The sequence below is a fragment of the Streptomyces sp. NPDC051180 genome, assembly GCF_040689545.1.
GTDB lineage: Bacteria > Actinomycetota > Actinomycetes > Streptomycetales > Streptomycetaceae > Streptomyces.
Genome location: NZ_JBFBBC010000008.1, coordinates 74,390 through 90,302, shown reverse-complemented (window position 1 = coordinate 90,302; position 15,913 = coordinate 74,390). Strand labels below are relative to the sequence as shown.

12 protein-coding genes are annotated in these 15,913 nt (G+C 74.5%); 5 read left to right on the top strand and 7 right to left on the bottom strand.

Translation table 11 applies throughout. The features are described 5' to 3' along the window. Positions 1-140: 140 nt before the first annotated feature. The 3 genes from AB0424_RS16455 to pepN all read left to right on the top strand — a co-directional run bounded on the left by AB0424_RS16455 (position 141) and on the right by pepN (position 5,049). On the top strand, positions 141-1,157 hold the full coding sequence (locus AB0424_RS16455) for an aspartate-semialdehyde dehydrogenase (protein ID WP_366305912.1): 1,017 nt from the start codon (positions 141-143) through the stop codon (positions 1,155-1,157). 81 nt (positions 1,158-1,238) lie between these two features. Further along, entirely contained in the window at positions 1,239-2,423 is a 1,185-nt protein-coding gene (locus AB0424_RS16450) for a TerD family protein (RefSeq protein ID WP_366305910.1), read from the top strand. 52 nt (positions 2,424-2,475) lie between these two features. Then, positions 2,476-5,049 carry an aminopeptidase N gene (gene pepN / locus AB0424_RS16445; protein ID WP_366305908.1) on the top strand — a complete coding sequence of 858 codons (2,574 nt, stop codon included), beginning with the start codon at positions 2,476-2,478 and terminating at the stop codon, positions 5,047-5,049. A 63-nt stretch (positions 5,050-5,112) separates the two neighbouring features. Here pepN and alc read toward each other — a convergent pair whose 3' ends face one another. Genes alc through AB0424_RS16425 form a run of 4 tightly spaced genes read right to left on the bottom strand, consistent with a single transcriptional unit; the run spans position 5,113 to position 9,200 of the window. Continuing rightward, entirely contained in the window at positions 5,113-6,234 is a 1,122-nt protein-coding gene (gene alc, locus AB0424_RS16440) for an allantoicase (RefSeq protein WP_366305906.1), read from the bottom strand. Positions 6,235-6,293: 59 nt separating this feature from the next. Then, positions 6,294-7,220 (bottom strand): LysR family transcriptional regulator, encoded by a 927-nt coding sequence (locus AB0424_RS16435; protein WP_366305904.1) that lies wholly within the window; start codon positions 7,218-7,220, stop codon positions 6,294-6,296. A gap of 10 nt (positions 7,221-7,230) precedes the next feature. Then, entirely contained in the window at positions 7,231-8,247 is a 1,017-nt protein-coding gene (locus AB0424_RS16430) for a DMT family transporter (protein WP_366305902.1), read from the bottom strand. Between the two features lie 5 nt (positions 8,248-8,252). Then, positions 8,253-9,200 (bottom strand): EamA family transporter, encoded by a 948-nt coding sequence (locus AB0424_RS16425; protein WP_366305900.1) that lies wholly within the window; start codon positions 9,198-9,200, stop codon positions 8,253-8,255. Between the two features lie 133 nt (positions 9,201-9,333). Between AB0424_RS16425 and AB0424_RS16420 the strand changes: the two genes are divergently transcribed. After that, positions 9,334-9,840 (top strand): MarR family transcriptional regulator, encoded by a 507-nt coding sequence (locus AB0424_RS16420; RefSeq protein WP_366305898.1) that lies wholly within the window; start codon positions 9,334-9,336, stop codon positions 9,838-9,840. A 77-nt stretch (positions 9,841-9,917) separates the two neighbouring features. Here AB0424_RS16420 and AB0424_RS16415 read toward each other — a convergent pair whose 3' ends face one another. The 3 genes from AB0424_RS16415 to AB0424_RS16405 are packed head-to-tail and all read right to left on the bottom strand — an operon-like array spanning position 9,918 to position 12,488. After that, complete coding sequence (locus tag AB0424_RS16415; protein WP_366305896.1) at positions 9,918-10,145, bottom strand: hypothetical protein; 228 nt, start codon at positions 10,143-10,145, stop codon at positions 9,918-9,920. A gap of 20 nt (positions 10,146-10,165) precedes the next feature. Further along, complete coding sequence (gene malQ, locus AB0424_RS16410; RefSeq protein ID WP_366305894.1) at positions 10,166-12,286, bottom strand: 4-alpha-glucanotransferase; 2,121 nt, start codon at positions 12,284-12,286, stop codon at positions 10,166-10,168. Position 12,287: 1 nt separating this feature from the next. Continuing rightward, a complete protein-coding gene (locus AB0424_RS16405) occupies positions 12,288-12,488 on the bottom strand; it encodes a hypothetical protein (protein ID WP_366305892.1) in 201 nt (66 codons plus the stop codon). A gap of 247 nt (positions 12,489-12,735) precedes the next feature. Between AB0424_RS16405 and AB0424_RS16400 the strand changes: the two genes are divergently transcribed. Further along, complete coding sequence (locus AB0424_RS16400; protein WP_366305890.1) at positions 12,736-15,876, top strand: beta-N-acetylglucosaminidase domain-containing protein; 3,141 nt, start codon at positions 12,736-12,738, stop codon at positions 15,874-15,876. The last annotated feature ends 37 nt before the right edge of the window (positions 15,877-15,913 follow it).

Below are 15,913 nucleotides of genomic sequence, written 5' to 3'. Positions count from 1 at the left end.
TACGAGTGAGGGGGCGGGCGCCGAAACCGGTGCCCGCCCCCTTCGCGTCCCGGCCCTTGGACAATGGATTGGACAAGGCGCCCCGGGACATACGCATCATGGACCGGCAGCACCCTGCACATACGTACGGAGGAGTCCCCGTGAAGGTCGGAATCGTCGGAGCCACCGGTCAGGTCGGCACAGTCATGCGGAAGATCCTGGCCGAGCGGAACTTCCCGGTGGACGAGCTGCGGCTGTTCGCCTCCGCGCGCTCCGCCGGCTCCGTCGTCGACGGCGTGACCGTCGAGGACGCCTCCACCGCCGACTACACCGGCCTGGACATCGTCCTCTTCTCCGCCGGCGGCGCCACCTCCAAGGCCCTCGCCGAGAAGGTCGCCTCCCAGGGCGCCGTCGTGATCGACAACTCCTCCGCCTGGCGCCGCGACCCCGAGGTCCCGCTGGTGGTCTCCGAGGTCAACCCGCACGCGATCAAGGACCGCCCCAAGGGCATCATCGCGAACCCGAACTGCACCACGATGGCCGCCATGCCGGTCCTCAAGCCCCTCCACCAGGAGGCCGGCCTCACCGCGCTGATCGCCACCACCTACCAGGCCGTCTCCGGCTCGGGCGTGGCCGGCGTCGCCGAGCTGCGCACGCAGGCGTGCGCCGTGGCCGAGAACGCCGACCGGCTGGCGTTCGACGGCGAGGCCGTCGAGTTCCCCGAGCCCGCCGTCTACCAGCGCCCGATCGCCTTCAACGTGGTCCCGCTGGCCGGCTCGATCGTCGACGACGGCTCCTTCGAGACCGACGAGGAGCAGAAGCTCCGCAACGAGTCCCGCAAGATCCTGGAGATCCCGGAGCTCAAGGTCTCCGGCACCTGCGTCCGCGTCCCGGTCTTCTCCGGCCACTCGCTCCAGGTCAACGTCCGCTTCGAGCGCCCCCTCGGCGTCGAGCGCGCCTACGAGCTGCTGAAGGACGCCGAGGGCGTCGTGCTCTCCGAGATCCCGACCCCGCTCCAGGCCGCCGGCAAGGACGCCTCCTACGTGGGCCGCATCCGCGTCGACGAGACCGTCGAGAACGGCCTCGCGCTGTTCCTCTCCAACGACAACCTGCGCAAGGGCGCGGCGCTGAACGCCGTGCAGATCGCGGAGCTCGTCGCCGCCGAGCTCAAGGGCTGATCGCCGGCACCCCTCGGAGGGGCGGATTCCCCTTGCGGGGAGCCGCCCCTCCGTCGTGCCCGGGCGTGCCAGAGTGCCTCCATGACCCAGATACCCAAGGGTGCGCACGTCCCGGTGCCCCCGCAGGCCCTGCACGTCGCGGTGAGCTGGCGGACCGGGTACGGGGTGCCCGACGTGGACGTGTCGGCGCTGCTCCTGGGCGCCGGGGAGCGGGTGCGGGGGGATGCGGACCTGGTCTTCTACAACCACGCGGAACATCCGTCGGGCGCGGTGAGGCACCTGGGGAAGTCGGCCCCCGGCGAGGCGGGCAGCCCGGCGGCGGACTGGCTGTGGCTGGACCTCGCGCGCGTGGAGCCGGACGTCGGGCGGCTGGTGATCGCCGCCTCCGCCGACGGCGGCGCCTTCGGACAGGTGCCCGCGCTCGACGTGCGGGTCACGGACGCGGCCGGGAACCCGGTGGCGTACTGCGCGATCGGGGACGCGACGACGGAGACGGCGTTCGTCTTCGGCGAGTTCTACCGGCGCTCCGACGGCTGGCGGTTCCGCGCCGTCGGCCAGGGGTACGCCTCGGGGCTGGCCGGTCTCGCGACGGACTTCGGCATCGTGGTGGAGTCCCCGCCGCCCCCCATCCCGGGCCCCGGCTACGTACCGCCGCCCGCGCCGCCCGCGCCCGCGGCCCCGCCGGTCCCGGTCGCCGACCCGTACGGGGGCGCCTTCCGGCCGGCCGTGTACCAGGGGCGCGGCAAGGAGACCGTGCACTGCGACCCGGCCCTGCCGGCGGGGCACTGGGTGCTCCTGGAGATCGAGTCGTACCACTCGCTGTCGACCACGATCGAGGCGTGCGACGCGTACGGGCGGGCCGAGGAGTTCCTGCTCATGGCGTACGAGGACGACGTGCGCGCCCGGACGGTCGCGCTGGTGCCGCGCGCCCGCCCGCTGTCGCTGCGCGTGGAGGCCGACGCCCCCTGGACGCTGCGCGTGCTGCCGCTCTCCCACGCCCGCCGTTTCGACAGCCACATCGAGGGGCTCGCCCACGATCTGGTGATCTACGACGGGCCGGCCGGGGTGCTCGACTTCCAGCACCACGGGGAGTCGAACTTCACCGTCCACCAGCACACCCCGCCGCAGGACCCGCTCTACGACGACGAGGAGCAGGACCTGCTGGTGAACGAGATCGGGGAGGTCCGGGTCGGCGCTCCGGTGCCCGGTCCCGGACTGCTGCGGATCAGCGGCGACGGCCCTTGGAAATGCGCGGTGCGCCGCTGAGGCACCCCGTGGAAGGATGGGCCAAACGTCACGAAACCGAGGAGTTGACCGGGTGCCTGGCACGAACCTGACCCGTGAAGAGGCTCAGCAGCGGGCGGCGCTGCTGTCCGTGGACGCGTACGAGGTCGAACTCGACCTCTCCGGTGCGCAGGAGGGCGGCACCTACCGGTCCGTCACCACCGTCCGCTTCGATTCCGCCGAGGCCGGTGCCTCCACCTTCATCGACCTCGTCGCCCCCGCCGTCCACGAGGCCGTGCTGAACGGCCGCTCGCTGGACGTCGCCGCCGTCTTCCGCGACTCCCGGATCGCGCTGGCCCACCTGGTCGAGGGCCGCAACGAGCTCAAGGTCGTCGCCGACTGCGCGTACACCAACACCGGTGAGGGTCTGCACCGCTTCGTCGACCCGGTCGACGACCAGGCTTATCTGTACACCCAGTTCGAGGTGCCGGACGCGCGGCGGGTCTTCGCCTCGTTCGAGCAGCCCGACCTGAAGGCGACCTTCCAGTTCACCGTGAAGGCCCCGGCCGGCTGGAAGGTCATCTCCAACTCGCCGACGCCGGAGCCGAAGGACGACGTCTGGGTCTTCGAGCCGACGCCGCGCATCTCGTCGTACATCACCGCGCTGATCGTGGGCCCGTACCACTCGGTGCACTCGTCGTACGAGAAGGACGGCCAGACCGTCCCGCTGGGCATCTACTGCCGTCCGTCGCTGGCGGAGTTCCTGGACGCGGAGCACATCTTCGACGTGACCCGGCAGGGCTTCGACTGGTTCCAGGAGAAGTTCGCGTACGACTACCCGTTCGCCAAGTACGACCAGCTCTTCGTGCCGGAGTTCAACGCGGGCGCGATGGAGAACGCGGGCGCGGTCACCATCCGCGACCAGTACGTCTTCCGCTCGAAGGTGACGGACGCGGCGTACGAGCGGCGTGCCGAGACGATCCTGCACGAGCTCGCCCACATGTGGTTCGGCGACCTCGTGACCATGGAGTGGTGGAACGACCTCTGGCTGAACGAGTCGTTCGCCACCTACACCTCGGTCGCCTGCCAGGCGTCCGTGGCGGGCACCCGCTGGCCGCACGCCTGGACGACCTTCGCCAACGCGGAGAAGACCTGGGCCTACCGCCAGGACCAGCTGCCCTCCACGCACCCGATCATGGCCGAGATCAACGACCTGGAGGACGTGCTCGTCAACTTCGACGGGATCACGTACGCCAAGGGCGCGAGCGTCCTGAAGCAGCTCGTCGCCTACGTCGGCCAGGACGAGTTCTTCAAGGGCGTGCAGGCGTACTTCCAGGCGCACGCCTTCGGCAACACGCGCCTGTCCGACCTGCTCGGCGCGCTGGAGGAGACCTCCGGCCGTGACCTGAAGACCTGGTCGAAGGCGTGGCTGGAGACGGCCGGCATCAACATCCTGCGCCCCGAGATCGAGACCGACGAGAGCGGCGCCATCACCGCCTTCGCCGTCCGCCAGGAGGCCCCGGCGCTGCCCGCCGGCGCCAAGGGCGAGGCGGTCCTGCGCCCGCACCGCATCGCGATCGGCTTCTACGACCTGGACGCCGCCGGCAAGCTGGTCCGCACCGACCGCCTGGAGCTGGACATCGACGCGGCGGGGCTGACCGCCGTGCCGCAGCTGGTGGGCAAGGCCCGCCCGGCGGTCGTCCTGCTCAACGACGACGACCTGTCGTACGCGAAGGTCCGCCTCGACCCGGTGTCCCTCGCCCACGTCACCGCGCACCTCGGCGACTTCGCCGAGTCCCTGCCGCGCGCCCTGTGCTGGGCCTCGGCCTGGGACATGACCCGCGACGGCGAGATGGCCACCCGCGACTACCTGGACCTGGTGCTCTCGGGCATCACCAAGGAGACCGACATCGGCGTGGTCCAGTCGCTCCAGGGCCAGGTCAAGGCGGCGATCGAGCTGTACGCGGCGCCGGAGTGGCGGACCACGGGCCTGGCGCGCTGGGGCGCCTTCGCCCAGGAGCAGCTGCGTGCCGCCGCCGGCGGCAGCGACCACCAGCTGGCGTGGGCGCGGGCCTTCGCCGCGACCGCCCGCGAGGCCGCGGAGCTCGACGTGCTCGCCGGGCTGCTCGACGGCTCCGTGGTCGTCGAGGGCCTGGCCGTCGACACCGAGCTGCGCTGGGCGTTCGTGCAGCGCCTCGCGGCCACCGGCCGCTTCGACGAGGTGGAGATCGCCGCCGAGCTGGAGCGCGACCGCACCGCGGCGGGCGAGCGGCACGCGGCGACCGCGCGCGCGGCCCGTCCGACGGAGGCGGCGAAGGCGGAGGCGTGGGCCTCGGTCGTCGAGGACGACAAGCTGGCGAACGCCGTGCAGGAGGCCGTCATCGGCGGCTTCGTCCAGGCCGACCAGCGCGAGCTGCTCGCCCCGTACACGGCGCGGTACTTCGCGTCGATCAAGGCCGTCGCGGACTCCCGCAGCCACGAGATGATCCAGCAGATCGTGGTCGGCCTCTACCCGACGTTCCAGGTGTCCCAGGCGACCCTGGACGCCACGGACGCGTGGATCGCGGAGCACGACCCGGTCCCGGCGCTGCGGCGCATGGTGACCGAGTGCCGCGCGGGCGTCGAGCGCGCCCTCAAGGCGCAGGCGGCGGACGCGGCCGCCGCGTAGGGCCGACGACGGCGAAGGGGGCCCCGGACTCGTCCGGGGCCCCCTTTCCCGTACCCGGAGGGGTCAGCCTCCGAGGGCCGCGTACCGCGCGCGCAGGTCGGCCGCGCCCTGCTCCGTGAACGTGCCGTGCAGCCGCATCCGGGCGATGCCGCCGTCGGGGAAGGCGTCGAGGCGGACATGGGTGACGACGGCCCGGGCGGGGAGCGCGAAGCGGTGCAGCGTGTCGGGCTGGAGCCGGGTCCTGGGGATGATCTCCGACCACTCGCCGGTCTCGCCGTTGCGGCCGTGCAGGGCGATCCAGCCGGCCGAGTTGCCCTTGAGGCAGGCGGTGTCGATCTCGACGGCGCGGACGGCGCCCTGGGCGGCGAGTCGGAAGCGGACCCAGTCGTGGGTGTCGCGGACGCGGCGGCGGCGGTTCTCCCAGCCGTCGTCCATCTTGTGGGAGGTGCCGGGCAGGATGATCTGCGTCGGCGAGGAGTAGAAGCGGTCCGACGCGTCCTCGCAGGAGCCTCCGTTGAGCACGGAGACCAGGTCGAGGGTGCCGAGGAGCTCCAGCCACTCGGGGTCGGGCACGACCTCGCCGTGGACGCGGAGGCGGGCGACGCCGCCGTCGGGGTGCTGGCAGAGGCGGACGTGGGTGAAGCGGCGTTCGGCGGCGATCGCGAAGCCGTTGGCGGCGTGGCCCCGGACGGGGGTGGGCGGCACGAGCTCCTCCCACCGCGCGTCGAGCAGCTCGGCGGGGCCGGGCGAGCCTTCCACGGCGGTGGCCTGGAGGCTGATCCGCTGCGGGTAGTTGCCGCGGAAGTGGGCGGTGTCGACGACGATCCCGCGGATGACGCCGGGGGCGCCGAGGCGGACGATCGCCCAGTCGTGGTCGTCGGGGGCGGGGAAGACGTGGTCGGCGTCGGCGCCGCGGCGGCGTCGGGTCTCCCAGCCGTCCATGATCTTGCCCTTGTGGCCGAAGCGCTCCGGGTCGAAGACGGCGGGTTCGCGGACGAGCAGGTTCTCCCGCTCGGCGAAGAACTCGTCGTCGGCGGCCACCACCCCGCCGCCGAGACGGCGGTCGGCGAGGTCGACCAGCTCGGTGAAGGGGAAGTCGCCGGAGCGGTAGTCGGCGTACGGGTCGCCGCCGGTGTAGGGGGCGGCGTCGTTGGCGTGCGGGTCGGTGTGCGCGTCGGGGCTCATGGAACGAGCTTCCCGCTGCCCGGCGAGGCCGGTCCATCGAATGTTTTCGACGGGTCTGTTCAGTTCTTCCGAACGGTCTCGCGGGCCGTCGCCGCCTGCCGGAGCGCGGCGAGGACGCGGGCCACCGCCGGTCCCTCCTCCGCCCCCTGCCGCACGGCGGCGACGACGTGGCGGCGCGGCTGGTCGGCGGAGAGGACGCGCATGACGACCCCGGCGCCGCCGCGGCGGTCGGCCGAGGCCATCCGCGGCACGAGGGCGATCCCGAGACCGGCCTCGACCATGGCGAGGATCGCGGTCCAGCCGGAGGCGCTGTGCGCCTGCTCGGGGACGAAGCCGGCGGCCTCGCAGGCGGCGGTGGTGATCTCGGACCAGGGTCCGGAGCCGCCGAAGATCCACGGTTCGGCGGCGAGGTCGGCGAGCCGCAGGCCGGGCGCGTCGGCGAGCGGATGGCCGGCGGGCAGGGCGACGTCGAGCGGGTCGGCGAGGAGCGGCACCCGGCTGAACTTGGGGTCCCGCACGGAGGGCGCGTGGGCGGCGAGGGAGAGCGCCAGGTCGACCTGGCCGGCCGCGAGCAGCTCGTACGCCTCCGCCGCCTCGGCCTCCCGGACGCGGACGTCGAGCCCGGGGTGGTCGGTGCGCAGCCGGCGCACGGCGGGGACGACGAGGGCGGGCACCGAGGTGGAGAAGGCGGCCACCCGTACCTGGCCCGCCTCGCCGCGCAGATAGCCGTCGAGTTCGGCGTCGGCGCGTTCCAGCTGGGCGAAGACGACCTCCGCGTGCCGCAGCACGAGGTGGGCGGCGTCGGTGAGCCGGACCCGGCGGCCCTGGGCCTCCAGGAGCCGCACGCCGAGCTGCCGGGCGAGGTTGGTGAGTTGCTGTGAGACCGCCGAGGGGGTCATGAGCAGGGCCTCGGCGGTCGCGGTGACGGTGCCGCGGTCGCGCAGGGTACGGAGGATCTGCAGCTTCTTGATGTCCCACTCGGTCATGGGGCGCAACCTACCCGGGGTCCCGCTCGGGCGACGCCCGGCGATCGGGGGAGGAGCTCAGCGCCACTCCGCCGAGGACGAGCGCCATGCACACGATCCCGAGGGCGCCGAGGCGTTCGCCGAGGAGCGCGTGGGACAGGAGGGCGACGCAGACGGGCTGGAGGTAGTAGACGACTCCGGCTCGGGCGGCGCCGATCAGGGCGATCGCCTTGTTCCAGGCGAAGAAGGCGACGGCGGAGGAGAGGACCCCGACGTACAGCAGGGGGCCGACCGAGCGGACGCCGACGGTGAAGCCGCCCTGGACGGCGAGCGAGACGGCGTAGGCGGGCGCGAGCAGGAGCGCGCCGAGCAGGAAGGTGGCGAGGAGGAAGGCGAGTCCGTCGATCTCGGCGGGCTTGCGCTTGAGCAGCGCGCTGTAGGAGGCGAAGGAGAGGGCGGCGGCGAACATCCAGAGGTCCCCGGCGGAGAGGTCCACGGCGAGCGAGCCCCTGCCGACGAGCAGGAGGACCCCCAGGGCGGCGGTCAGCATCCCGAGGACGCGGCGGGCGCCGAGGCGTTCGCCGCCGAGCCGGGCGTAGACCGCCATGATCACCGGGGACGCGGCCATGATCATGCCCATGTTGGCGGCGGAGGTGGTCAGTCCGGCCTGGTGCACGAGGGTGTTGTAGAGGGCGACGCCGAAGAGCGAGGCCAGGGCGACGAAGCCGAGGTGGCGGCGGAGCGTCCGCCACTGCCGCAGGAGGGGGCGGGCGGCGAACGGCGCGACGGCGGCCAGCGCGATGACCCATCGCCAGAAGACGGCCTGGACGGGCGGCACGGTGTCGGCCATGTCCCGGGTGGCGACGAAGCTGCCGGACCAGACGACGGTGGCGAGCAGGGCGAGGAGCACGCCGAGGCCGGCGCCCGGTGCGAGCTTCCTCGCGGGCGCCGGCCTCTCGGTGGCGGTGGTGCGGGTGACGGCTGTGGTGGCGCGGGGGTCTGCTGTGGTCGGGGCGGTGGTCGGACGGCGGGCGGTGGTCGGGGTCATGCCGCCTACCGTCGCACCGCCAAAACCTCCAGGTCCATCGAAACTTCCTGACCTGTCTTTTCAGCAGAACTGAACGTTTTTGCCGTCGGGACCTTCGGCGCCCGGGGGCTCAGCTGGCCCGCCACGGTGGCCGCGACCGCGATCGCCATGCCGGCGACCTGCACCGGACCCAGCGCCTGGCCGAGCGCGATCCAGCCGATGATCGCCGCGGTGACCGGGGAGAGCGGGCCGAGGAGGGTGGCCGAGGAGGCGCTCAGCCGCTCGATGCCGCGGAACCAGAGGAAGTAGGAGATCGCGGTGTTGCCGAAGGCGAGGTAGGCGTAGCCGGCCAGGTGGGTGCCGGTCAGGGCCGGCGGGGCGCCCTCGATCAGGAAGGCGAGGGGCAGGATGACCAGGCCGCCCGCGGTGAGCTGCCAGCCGGTGAGCGCGAGGGCGCCGACGCCCTCGGGGCGGCCCCAGCGCTTGGTGAAGACGATGCCGGCCGACATGGACAGCGACGAGAGCAGTCCGGCGAGGACCCCGATCACATCGAGGGCGGCGCCGGCCTTGAGCACCACGAGGCTGACGCCGAAGGCGGCGGCGACGGCGGTGACCAGCGCCTTGACGGTGGGCTTGTCCCCCAGGAAGAGGGCGGCGAGGCCGACGACGAAGAGCGGGCCGACGGAGCCGACGACGGCGGCGACCCCGCCGGGAAGTCGGTAGGCGGCCAGGAAGAGCAGCGGGAAGAAGGCGCCGATGTTCAGGGCTCCGAGGACCGCCGCCTTCCCCCACCAGGCACCCCGCGGGAGCGTGCGGGTGAGGGCGAGGAGCAGGAGCCCGGCGGGCAGGGCGCGCATCAGGCCGGTGAAGAGCGGCCGGTCGGGCGGCAGGAACTCCGTGGTCACGAAGTAGGTGGAGCCCCAGGAGATGGGGGCGAGTGCGGTGAGAGCGACGACGGCGGCCTTGCGGGACATGACGGTTCCCCCTTGCAGCGACGTCCGGACCGGGCGGACCGGACTGGCTTGGCGGTAATTAACTTAGCACTAAGCTACTTACTTGCAAGTGGCTTTCTTGCCATCGACCGGAGAGCGAGAGGAGACTGGGGACATGAAGACGCAGCCCCCCGCCCATGACGCCGTCGACGCCATCGCCGACCAGTGGGCCGTCGTACGCCCCGACCTGGACACCGTCCCGATGGCCGTCTTCGGCCGCGTCTACCGGCTGGCCAACGCCATGCGCGGCCGCGTGGACAAGGCGTACGCGCCGTACGGCATGGCGCTCGGGGAGTTCGACGTGCTCGCCACGCTGCGCAGGTCCGGAGAGCCGTACACGCTCTCGCCGCGCGAGCTGACCGCCACGCTGATGATCACCACGGGCGGTATGACGGGCCGCCTGGACAAGCTGGAGAAGGCCGGGCTGCTCACTCGCAGCCCCGACCCGAACGACCGGCGCGGGCTGCGGGTCACCCTCAGCGAGCGCGGCCGGGAGCTGGTGGACCAGGCAGTCGAGGCCGGGCTCGGGGAGCAGCGGGCCGCCCTGGAGGCCGCGCTCAGCGCCGAGGAGGCGGACCAGCTGGCCGGGCTGCTGCGCAAGCTGCTCGCCACGACCGCCTGAGGGGTCCGCACGCACGCGAGGGCGCCGCACGGTACGTCGTACCGTGCGGCGCCCTCGGTGTCAGACCGTGGAGGCGGTTACGCCTTCTTGGACTTGTCGAGCACCATCACCAGGCCGATGATGACCAGGAACAGCACCAGCGGGGTGGCCACGAACAGGCCGAGCGTCTCGACGACACTCAGCTTGGGGGCCGGGTCGTCACCGTCGTCGCGGGTCAGCGCGAGCGCGGGGGACGACATGAGCAGCATCATCAGCGTCGTACCGGCCGCGATGGAGCCGGCGCGCAGTGCGTTCTTCTTGTCCACGGTGCAAACGTAGCGAACACCTAAACGGACCGCGCGCCCGGGGGTGCCGTACGGGCACGCGGCCGTGCGGCGGCCGGTTCGCCGGACGCCGTACGGGTGTGCAGCTCGCGCAGCAGGGCGTGCGCCCGGGGCGAGGCGGCGAGCTGTTCGAGGGTCAGCGGCTGGCCGTCCGGGCCCGCGATCGGCAACCGCCAGTTGGGGTACTGGTCCCAGGTGCCCGGCAGGTTCTGCGGTCTGCGGTCCCCCACCGCGTCCGGCAGCCACACCCCCACCATCCGGGCCGGGGTGCCCAGCAGGAACCGGTGGACGGCCAGGATCGCGGCCTGCTCGTCCCCCGGCCCCTCCGGCAGCAGCCCGAGCCGCTGGAACAGGCCCAGCCACTCGGCGGTCTCGACCGCGTCCGCGGCCCGGTCGCGCTCCGGGTCGCCGTCCAGGAGCCCGAGGCGGTGGCGCAGGGCGACGTGGTCGCCGGAGAGCCGGGCGGCGGTGGAGGGCAGGTCGTGGGTGGTGGCCGTGGCGACGCACTCCGCGCGCCACTCCTCCGCCGGCAGCGGGCGGCCGGAGCCGGCCCAGTCCCGCTCGAACCAGAGCACCGAGGTGCCGAACACCCCGCTGCGGGCCAGCCGCTCCCGCACCCCCGGCTCGACCGTGCCGAGGTCCTCGCCGATGACGAGGGCGCCGGCCCGGTGCGCCTCCAGGACGAGGACGGCCAGCATCGCCTCGGCGTCGTAGCGGACGTAGGTCCCCTCGGTGGGTGCGAGCCCCTCGGGGACCCACCAGAGCCGGAACAGGCCCATGACGTGGTCGATGCGCAGCGCGCCCGCGTGGCGCAGGAGTTCGCGCAGGAGCCCGCGGTACGGGGCGTAGCCGGCGGCGGCGAGGGCGTCGGGCCGCCACGGCGGCAGGCCCCAGTCCTGACCCCGGGCGTTGAAGGCGTCCGGCGGGGCGCCGACCGACATGCCGGCCGCGAACGCGTCCTGCTGCGCCCAGGCGTCGGAGCCCTCCGGATGGACGCCGACGGCCAGGTCGTGGACGATCCCGATCTCCATCCCGGCCTCGCGGGCCGCCCCGGCCGCGTCGGCCAGCTGCCGGTCCGTCAGCCAGGCGAGTCTGCAGTGGAAGTCGACCCGGGCGGCGAGCGCCGGGTCGGCGCGCACGGCCGCCTCCGCCGTGCGGGGCCGGCGCAGCGCCTCGGGCCATTCCCGCCAGTGGGGGCCGTGCCGTTCGGCGAGGGCCTGGTAGGTGGCGTGGTCCTCCAGGGCGGCGCCCCGGTCGGCGAGGAAGTCGTGGAAGTCGGCGCGCCGGCCCGGACCGAGCTCCACGCCGCCGACGACGAGCTCCAGAGCCCGGCGCTTGACGTCCCACACGGCGTCCCGGTCGATCAGCGCGCCCTTGCCGAGGACCCGTTCGCGCAGCTCGGCCGCGTCGGCGAGGATCCGGTCGAGTTCCTCCCGGCGCTCGGGACCCACCAGGGCGTACTCGGGGATCTCCTCGATCCGCAGGTGGACGGGGTCGGGGAAGCGGCGCGAGGAGGGGCGGTACGGGGAGGGGTCGGTGGGCGCCCCGGGCACACCCGCGTGGAGCGGGTTGACCTGGACGAAGCCCGCGCCGTGGGTACGGCCCGCCCAGCTCGCGAGTTCGCGCAGGTCGCCGAGGTCGCCCATGCCCCAGGAGCGGCCGGAGAGCAGGGAGTACAGCTGGACGAGCAGGCCGTACGCCCGCCGCTCGGGGGCGGGCACGCGCGCGGGGCTCACGATCAGGGTGGCGGTGGCGCTGCGGCCGTCGGGGGCCTGCGCCTCGACCGTGTGGACGCCGAGGGGCAGCCGCTCCCAGTCCCGGCCGGCGAAGGCTGCCCCCTCCTCGGTGGTGACCCGCAGGCGGGTGCCGACCGGCAGGTCCGCCGGTGGCCGGAGCGGCTCGCCTCCCCTGCGGTGGACGAGCGTGGTGGGCAACAGGCGCTCCGACTCGGCCCGTTCCGCCGCGCCGAGGGCGGTGGCGACCGCCTCCGGCGTGGTCGCGTCGACCCCCAGCGCGCCGAGGACGGCGACGACGGTGGCGTCGGGCACGGGCACGGTGACGCCCTCGGAGGGGCTGTACGCGGTGGCGACGCCGTGACGGGCGGCGAGACGGGCCAGGGTCACTTCACACTCCGGGGGACTCCGTGCCACCCGCGCTGCCGGGGGCGGTGGGCTCGCTGGTGAGGGGTGCCGCCTCGGTCAGCGGCGGTTCACTGGTGAGGGGGGCCGCGTCGGGCAGCGGCGGTTCGCTGGTCAGCGGCGCGGTGGTGTCCGGCGCCTGCTGCGGAATCCGTATCCGTCCGAGATGGTGGGCGGTCGTGGTCACGGGGGTCTCCCGGTTCGTCTCGACTGGTGGGACCTGGGGCATGTCCTCGGGTGCGAATGAGCCCTACCCACCGCACCTCGTTTTACCGGCGGAAAGTGACGAAGTGACGTCACCTCGCCGACGGCTCGCCGGGCAAAGCCGACACATCGCCCGCGCGCATTGACACTTCCGTGGGGCGGGTGGTGGGCTCGTGACCCGATCGTGACCAAACCGGCGGAGCGGCCGGGCCTGTCCGAAGGGAGACCCCGTGCACCTGGGGCGCAGGAAGGGCACCGCGACGGCCGTCGCCGCCGCCGTCATCGGCGGGCTCCTGGGCGGAGCCGCCCCGGGCGCGGTGTACGCGGCCCCGGCGACCCCCGCCTCCCCGGCGGCCCCGGCCCCGACGACGGGCCCGAAGGCCCCCGCGGCGACGGCCCCCTCGGATCCCGTCCGGTCGTCGACGGGCGCCGTCGTGGCACCGCTGCCCGAGGTGTGGCCGCGGCCGCAGTCCCTGGCCGCCGCCGGTCCCTCCGTGCGCCTGGGCGACGAGGTGACGCTGCTCGCGGACGCCGACGCCGATCCGTACGCCCTCGCCGAGCTGCACGGGCTGCTCCGGGCCGCCGGGGTCCGGACCGTGCACACCGAACTCCCCGGCCGGGGACCGGTGCTGCGCGCGGCGGGCCCCGCCGGCGAGGGCGCGGAGGCCGTGCTGACCTCCCTGGGCGTGCCCGAGCGGCTCGACCTGCCGCGCGGCGGCTACCGGCTCGCGACCGGCCGCCACCAGGGGCGGGAGACCGTGGTCCTGGACGGGGTCGGCGGGGACGGGCTGTTCCACGCCGTGCAGACGCTGCGCCAACTCCTCGGCGGCGGCGGGGAGGTGCCCGGCGTCGTGGTCCGCGACTGGCCGGGCACGGCCGAGCGGGGCGTCACCGAGGGCTTCTACGGCCGCCCCTGGACCCTGGAACAGCGCCTCGCGCAGCTGGACTTCCTGGGCCGGACCAAGCAGAACCGCTATCTGTACGCGCCCGGGGACGACCCGTACCGGCAGGCGCAGTGGCGCGAGCCCTACCCCGCCGCGCAGCAGCGGGAGTTCCGGGCGCTCGCCGAGCGGGCCCGGGCCCGGCACGTGACGCTGGGCTGGGCCGTCGCGCCCGCCCAGTCCATGTGCCTGTCCTCGACGGGGGACGTGGCGGCGCTGACCCGGAAGCTCGACTCCCTGTGGGCGCTCGGGGTGCGCGCCTTCCAGCTCCAGTTCCAGGACGCCTCGTACGACGAGTGGCACTGCGAGAAGGACGCCGACGTCTTCGGGCGGGGCCCGGAGGCCGCGGCCGCCGCCCACGCGCGCGTGGCGAACACCGTCGCCCGTCACCTGGCCGACCGGTACCCGGGCTCCGAGCCGCTGACGGTGATGCCGACGGAGTTCTACCAGGAGGGCGCGACGGCCTACCGCACCCGTCTCGCCGACACGCTCGACGCGGACGTGCGGGTGGCGTGGACCGGCGTCGGCGTCGTCCCGCGCACGATCACCGGCGGCGAACTGGCAGGGGCGCGCGGCGCCCTGCGGCATCCGCTGGTCACGATGGACAACTACCCGGTCAACGACTACGCGCAGGACCGCCTCTTCCTCGGCCCCGCGCTGGGCCGGGAGCCGGCCGTGGCCGCCGGTTCCGCCGCGTTCCTCGCGCACGCCATGGAGCAGGCCACGGCCTCCCGCATCCCGCTCTTCACCGCCGCCGACTACGCCTGGAACCCGCGGGGCTACCGGCCGCGGGAGTCCTGGCGGGCCGCCGTCGACGACCTCGCGGGCCCGGACCCGGCGGCCCGTGAGGCGCTGCGGGCGCTCGCCGGGAACGCCGCCTCCTCGATCCTCGACCCGAAGGGCGAGTCGGCGTATCTCACGCCGCTGCTCGCCGCGTTCCGTGCCTCGCTCACGGCCCCGGACACGCCGGCCGGCCGGGTCGCGCGGGAGAAGGCGGCGCGCGAGCTGCGGGCCGCGTTCACCGTGATGCGCCGGGCGCCCGAACGGCTCGCGTCGACCGCCGGTTCGGCCCTCGGCGCGGAGACCGGCCCCTGGCTCGAACAGCTCGCGCGGTACGGCGAGGCCGGCGAGACGGCCGTGGACATGCTGCTGGCGCAGGAGCGCGGCGACGGCGCCGCGGCCTGGCGGGCCCGACTGGACCTCGAACGGCTGCGGGAGGCCCTGGGGACGAGCCGGGTGACGGTCGGCGCGGGCGTGCTCGACCCCTTCCTCACGCGCGCGGTGGCGGAGTCGGCGGCCTGGACCGGCGCCGACCGGACCGTCGCGGCCCCGGCCGAACGCGCCCCGGGTTCGTACACCGTCCGGCTCGACCGGACGCGGCCCGTGGAGGCGCTGACCGTGCTGGCAGGGCCCGACCGGGGCCGCGGCGCGGACGCGCGCGTGGAGGCGTACGTCCCCGGGGAGGGGTGGCGGGCGCTCGGCGCGCTGTCGGCGTCCGGCTGGACCCAGACCGATCTGAAGGGGCTGCGGGCCGACGCGCTGCGGGTGGTGTGGAGCGACGCGGGACCGGCCCCCGATGTGCGCTCGCTGGTGCCGTGGTTCGCGGACGGGCCCCGCGCGGGGCTCGAACTGGCCCGTACGGAGACCGACGCGGAGATCGGCGGGCCGGCGCGGCGGGTGGACGTGGAGCTGTCGGGCACGCGCGCGGGCGAGGTCCGCGGCCCGCTGACGGCGAGGGCGCCGAAGGGCATCGCCGTCCTCCTCCCCGCGGAGGCGGCGGTGCGGCGCGGGACGCGGACGACCCTTCCGCTGGAGGTGTCGGTGGCGGCGGACGTGCCGGCCGGCTCGTACCGGGTGCCGGTCTCCTTCGCGGGCGAGGAGCGGGTGCTGACCGTCCGGGCCTTCCCCCGGACGGCCGGCCCGGATCTGGCGCGGACGGCGAAGGCGTCCTCCTCGGGCGACGAGACCCCGGACTTCCCGGCCGCCTCGGCGGTCGACGGCGACGCGGCCACCCGCTGGTCCTCGCCCGCCGAGGACGGCGCCTGGTGGCAGCTGGAGCTGGCCGAGCCCGCGCGGATAGGGCAGGTGGTGCTGCACTGGCAGGACGCGTACGCCTCCCGCTACCGCGTCCAGGTCTCGGCCGACGGCCGGGTGTGGCGCACGGCGGCGACGGTCGCGGACGGGCGCGGCGGCCGGGAGTCGGTCCGGATGGACGCGGCGGACACGCGCTTCCTGCGGGTGCAGGGGGAGACCCGGGCGACCCGGTTCGGGTACTCGCTGTGGTCCGTGGAGACCTATGCCGTGGACGCGCCGGAGCCGACGGGGCCCGAGCAGCCCGCGGCGCCGACGGGGCCTGGGGAGGCGGCGGGGCCGGGTCGGCCGGTGCCGCCCGCGGAGGAGGACGCGACCGGGGAGCGGAGCACCCCCTGAGGGTGCGCCGCTCCCGTGCCGGAGGCCCCGCGTACGA

Bases quoted from the DNA above. Each gene is read 5' to 3' on its own strand.
- AB0424_RS16450 (WP_366305910.1), top strand. From the start codon at position 1,239: ATGACCCAGATACCCAAGGGTGCGCACGTCCCGGTGCCCCCGCAGGCC.
- alc (WP_366305906.1), bottom strand. From the start codon at position 6,234: ATGAGCCCCGACGCGCACACCGACCCGCACGCCAACGACGCCGCCCCC.
- AB0424_RS16435 (WP_366305904.1), bottom strand. From the start codon at position 7,220: ATGACCGAGTGGGACATCAAGAAGCTGCAGATCCTCCGTACCCTGCGC.
- AB0424_RS16430 (WP_366305902.1), bottom strand. From the start codon at position 8,247: ATGACCCCGACCACCGCCCGCCGTCCGACCACCGCCCCGACCACAGCA.
- AB0424_RS16425 (WP_366305900.1), bottom strand. From the start codon at position 9,200: ATGTCCCGCAAGGCCGCCGTCGTCGCTCTCACCGCACTCGCCCCCATC.
- AB0424_RS16420 (WP_366305898.1), top strand. From the start codon at position 9,334: ATGAAGACGCAGCCCCCCGCCCATGACGCCGTCGACGCCATCGCCGAC.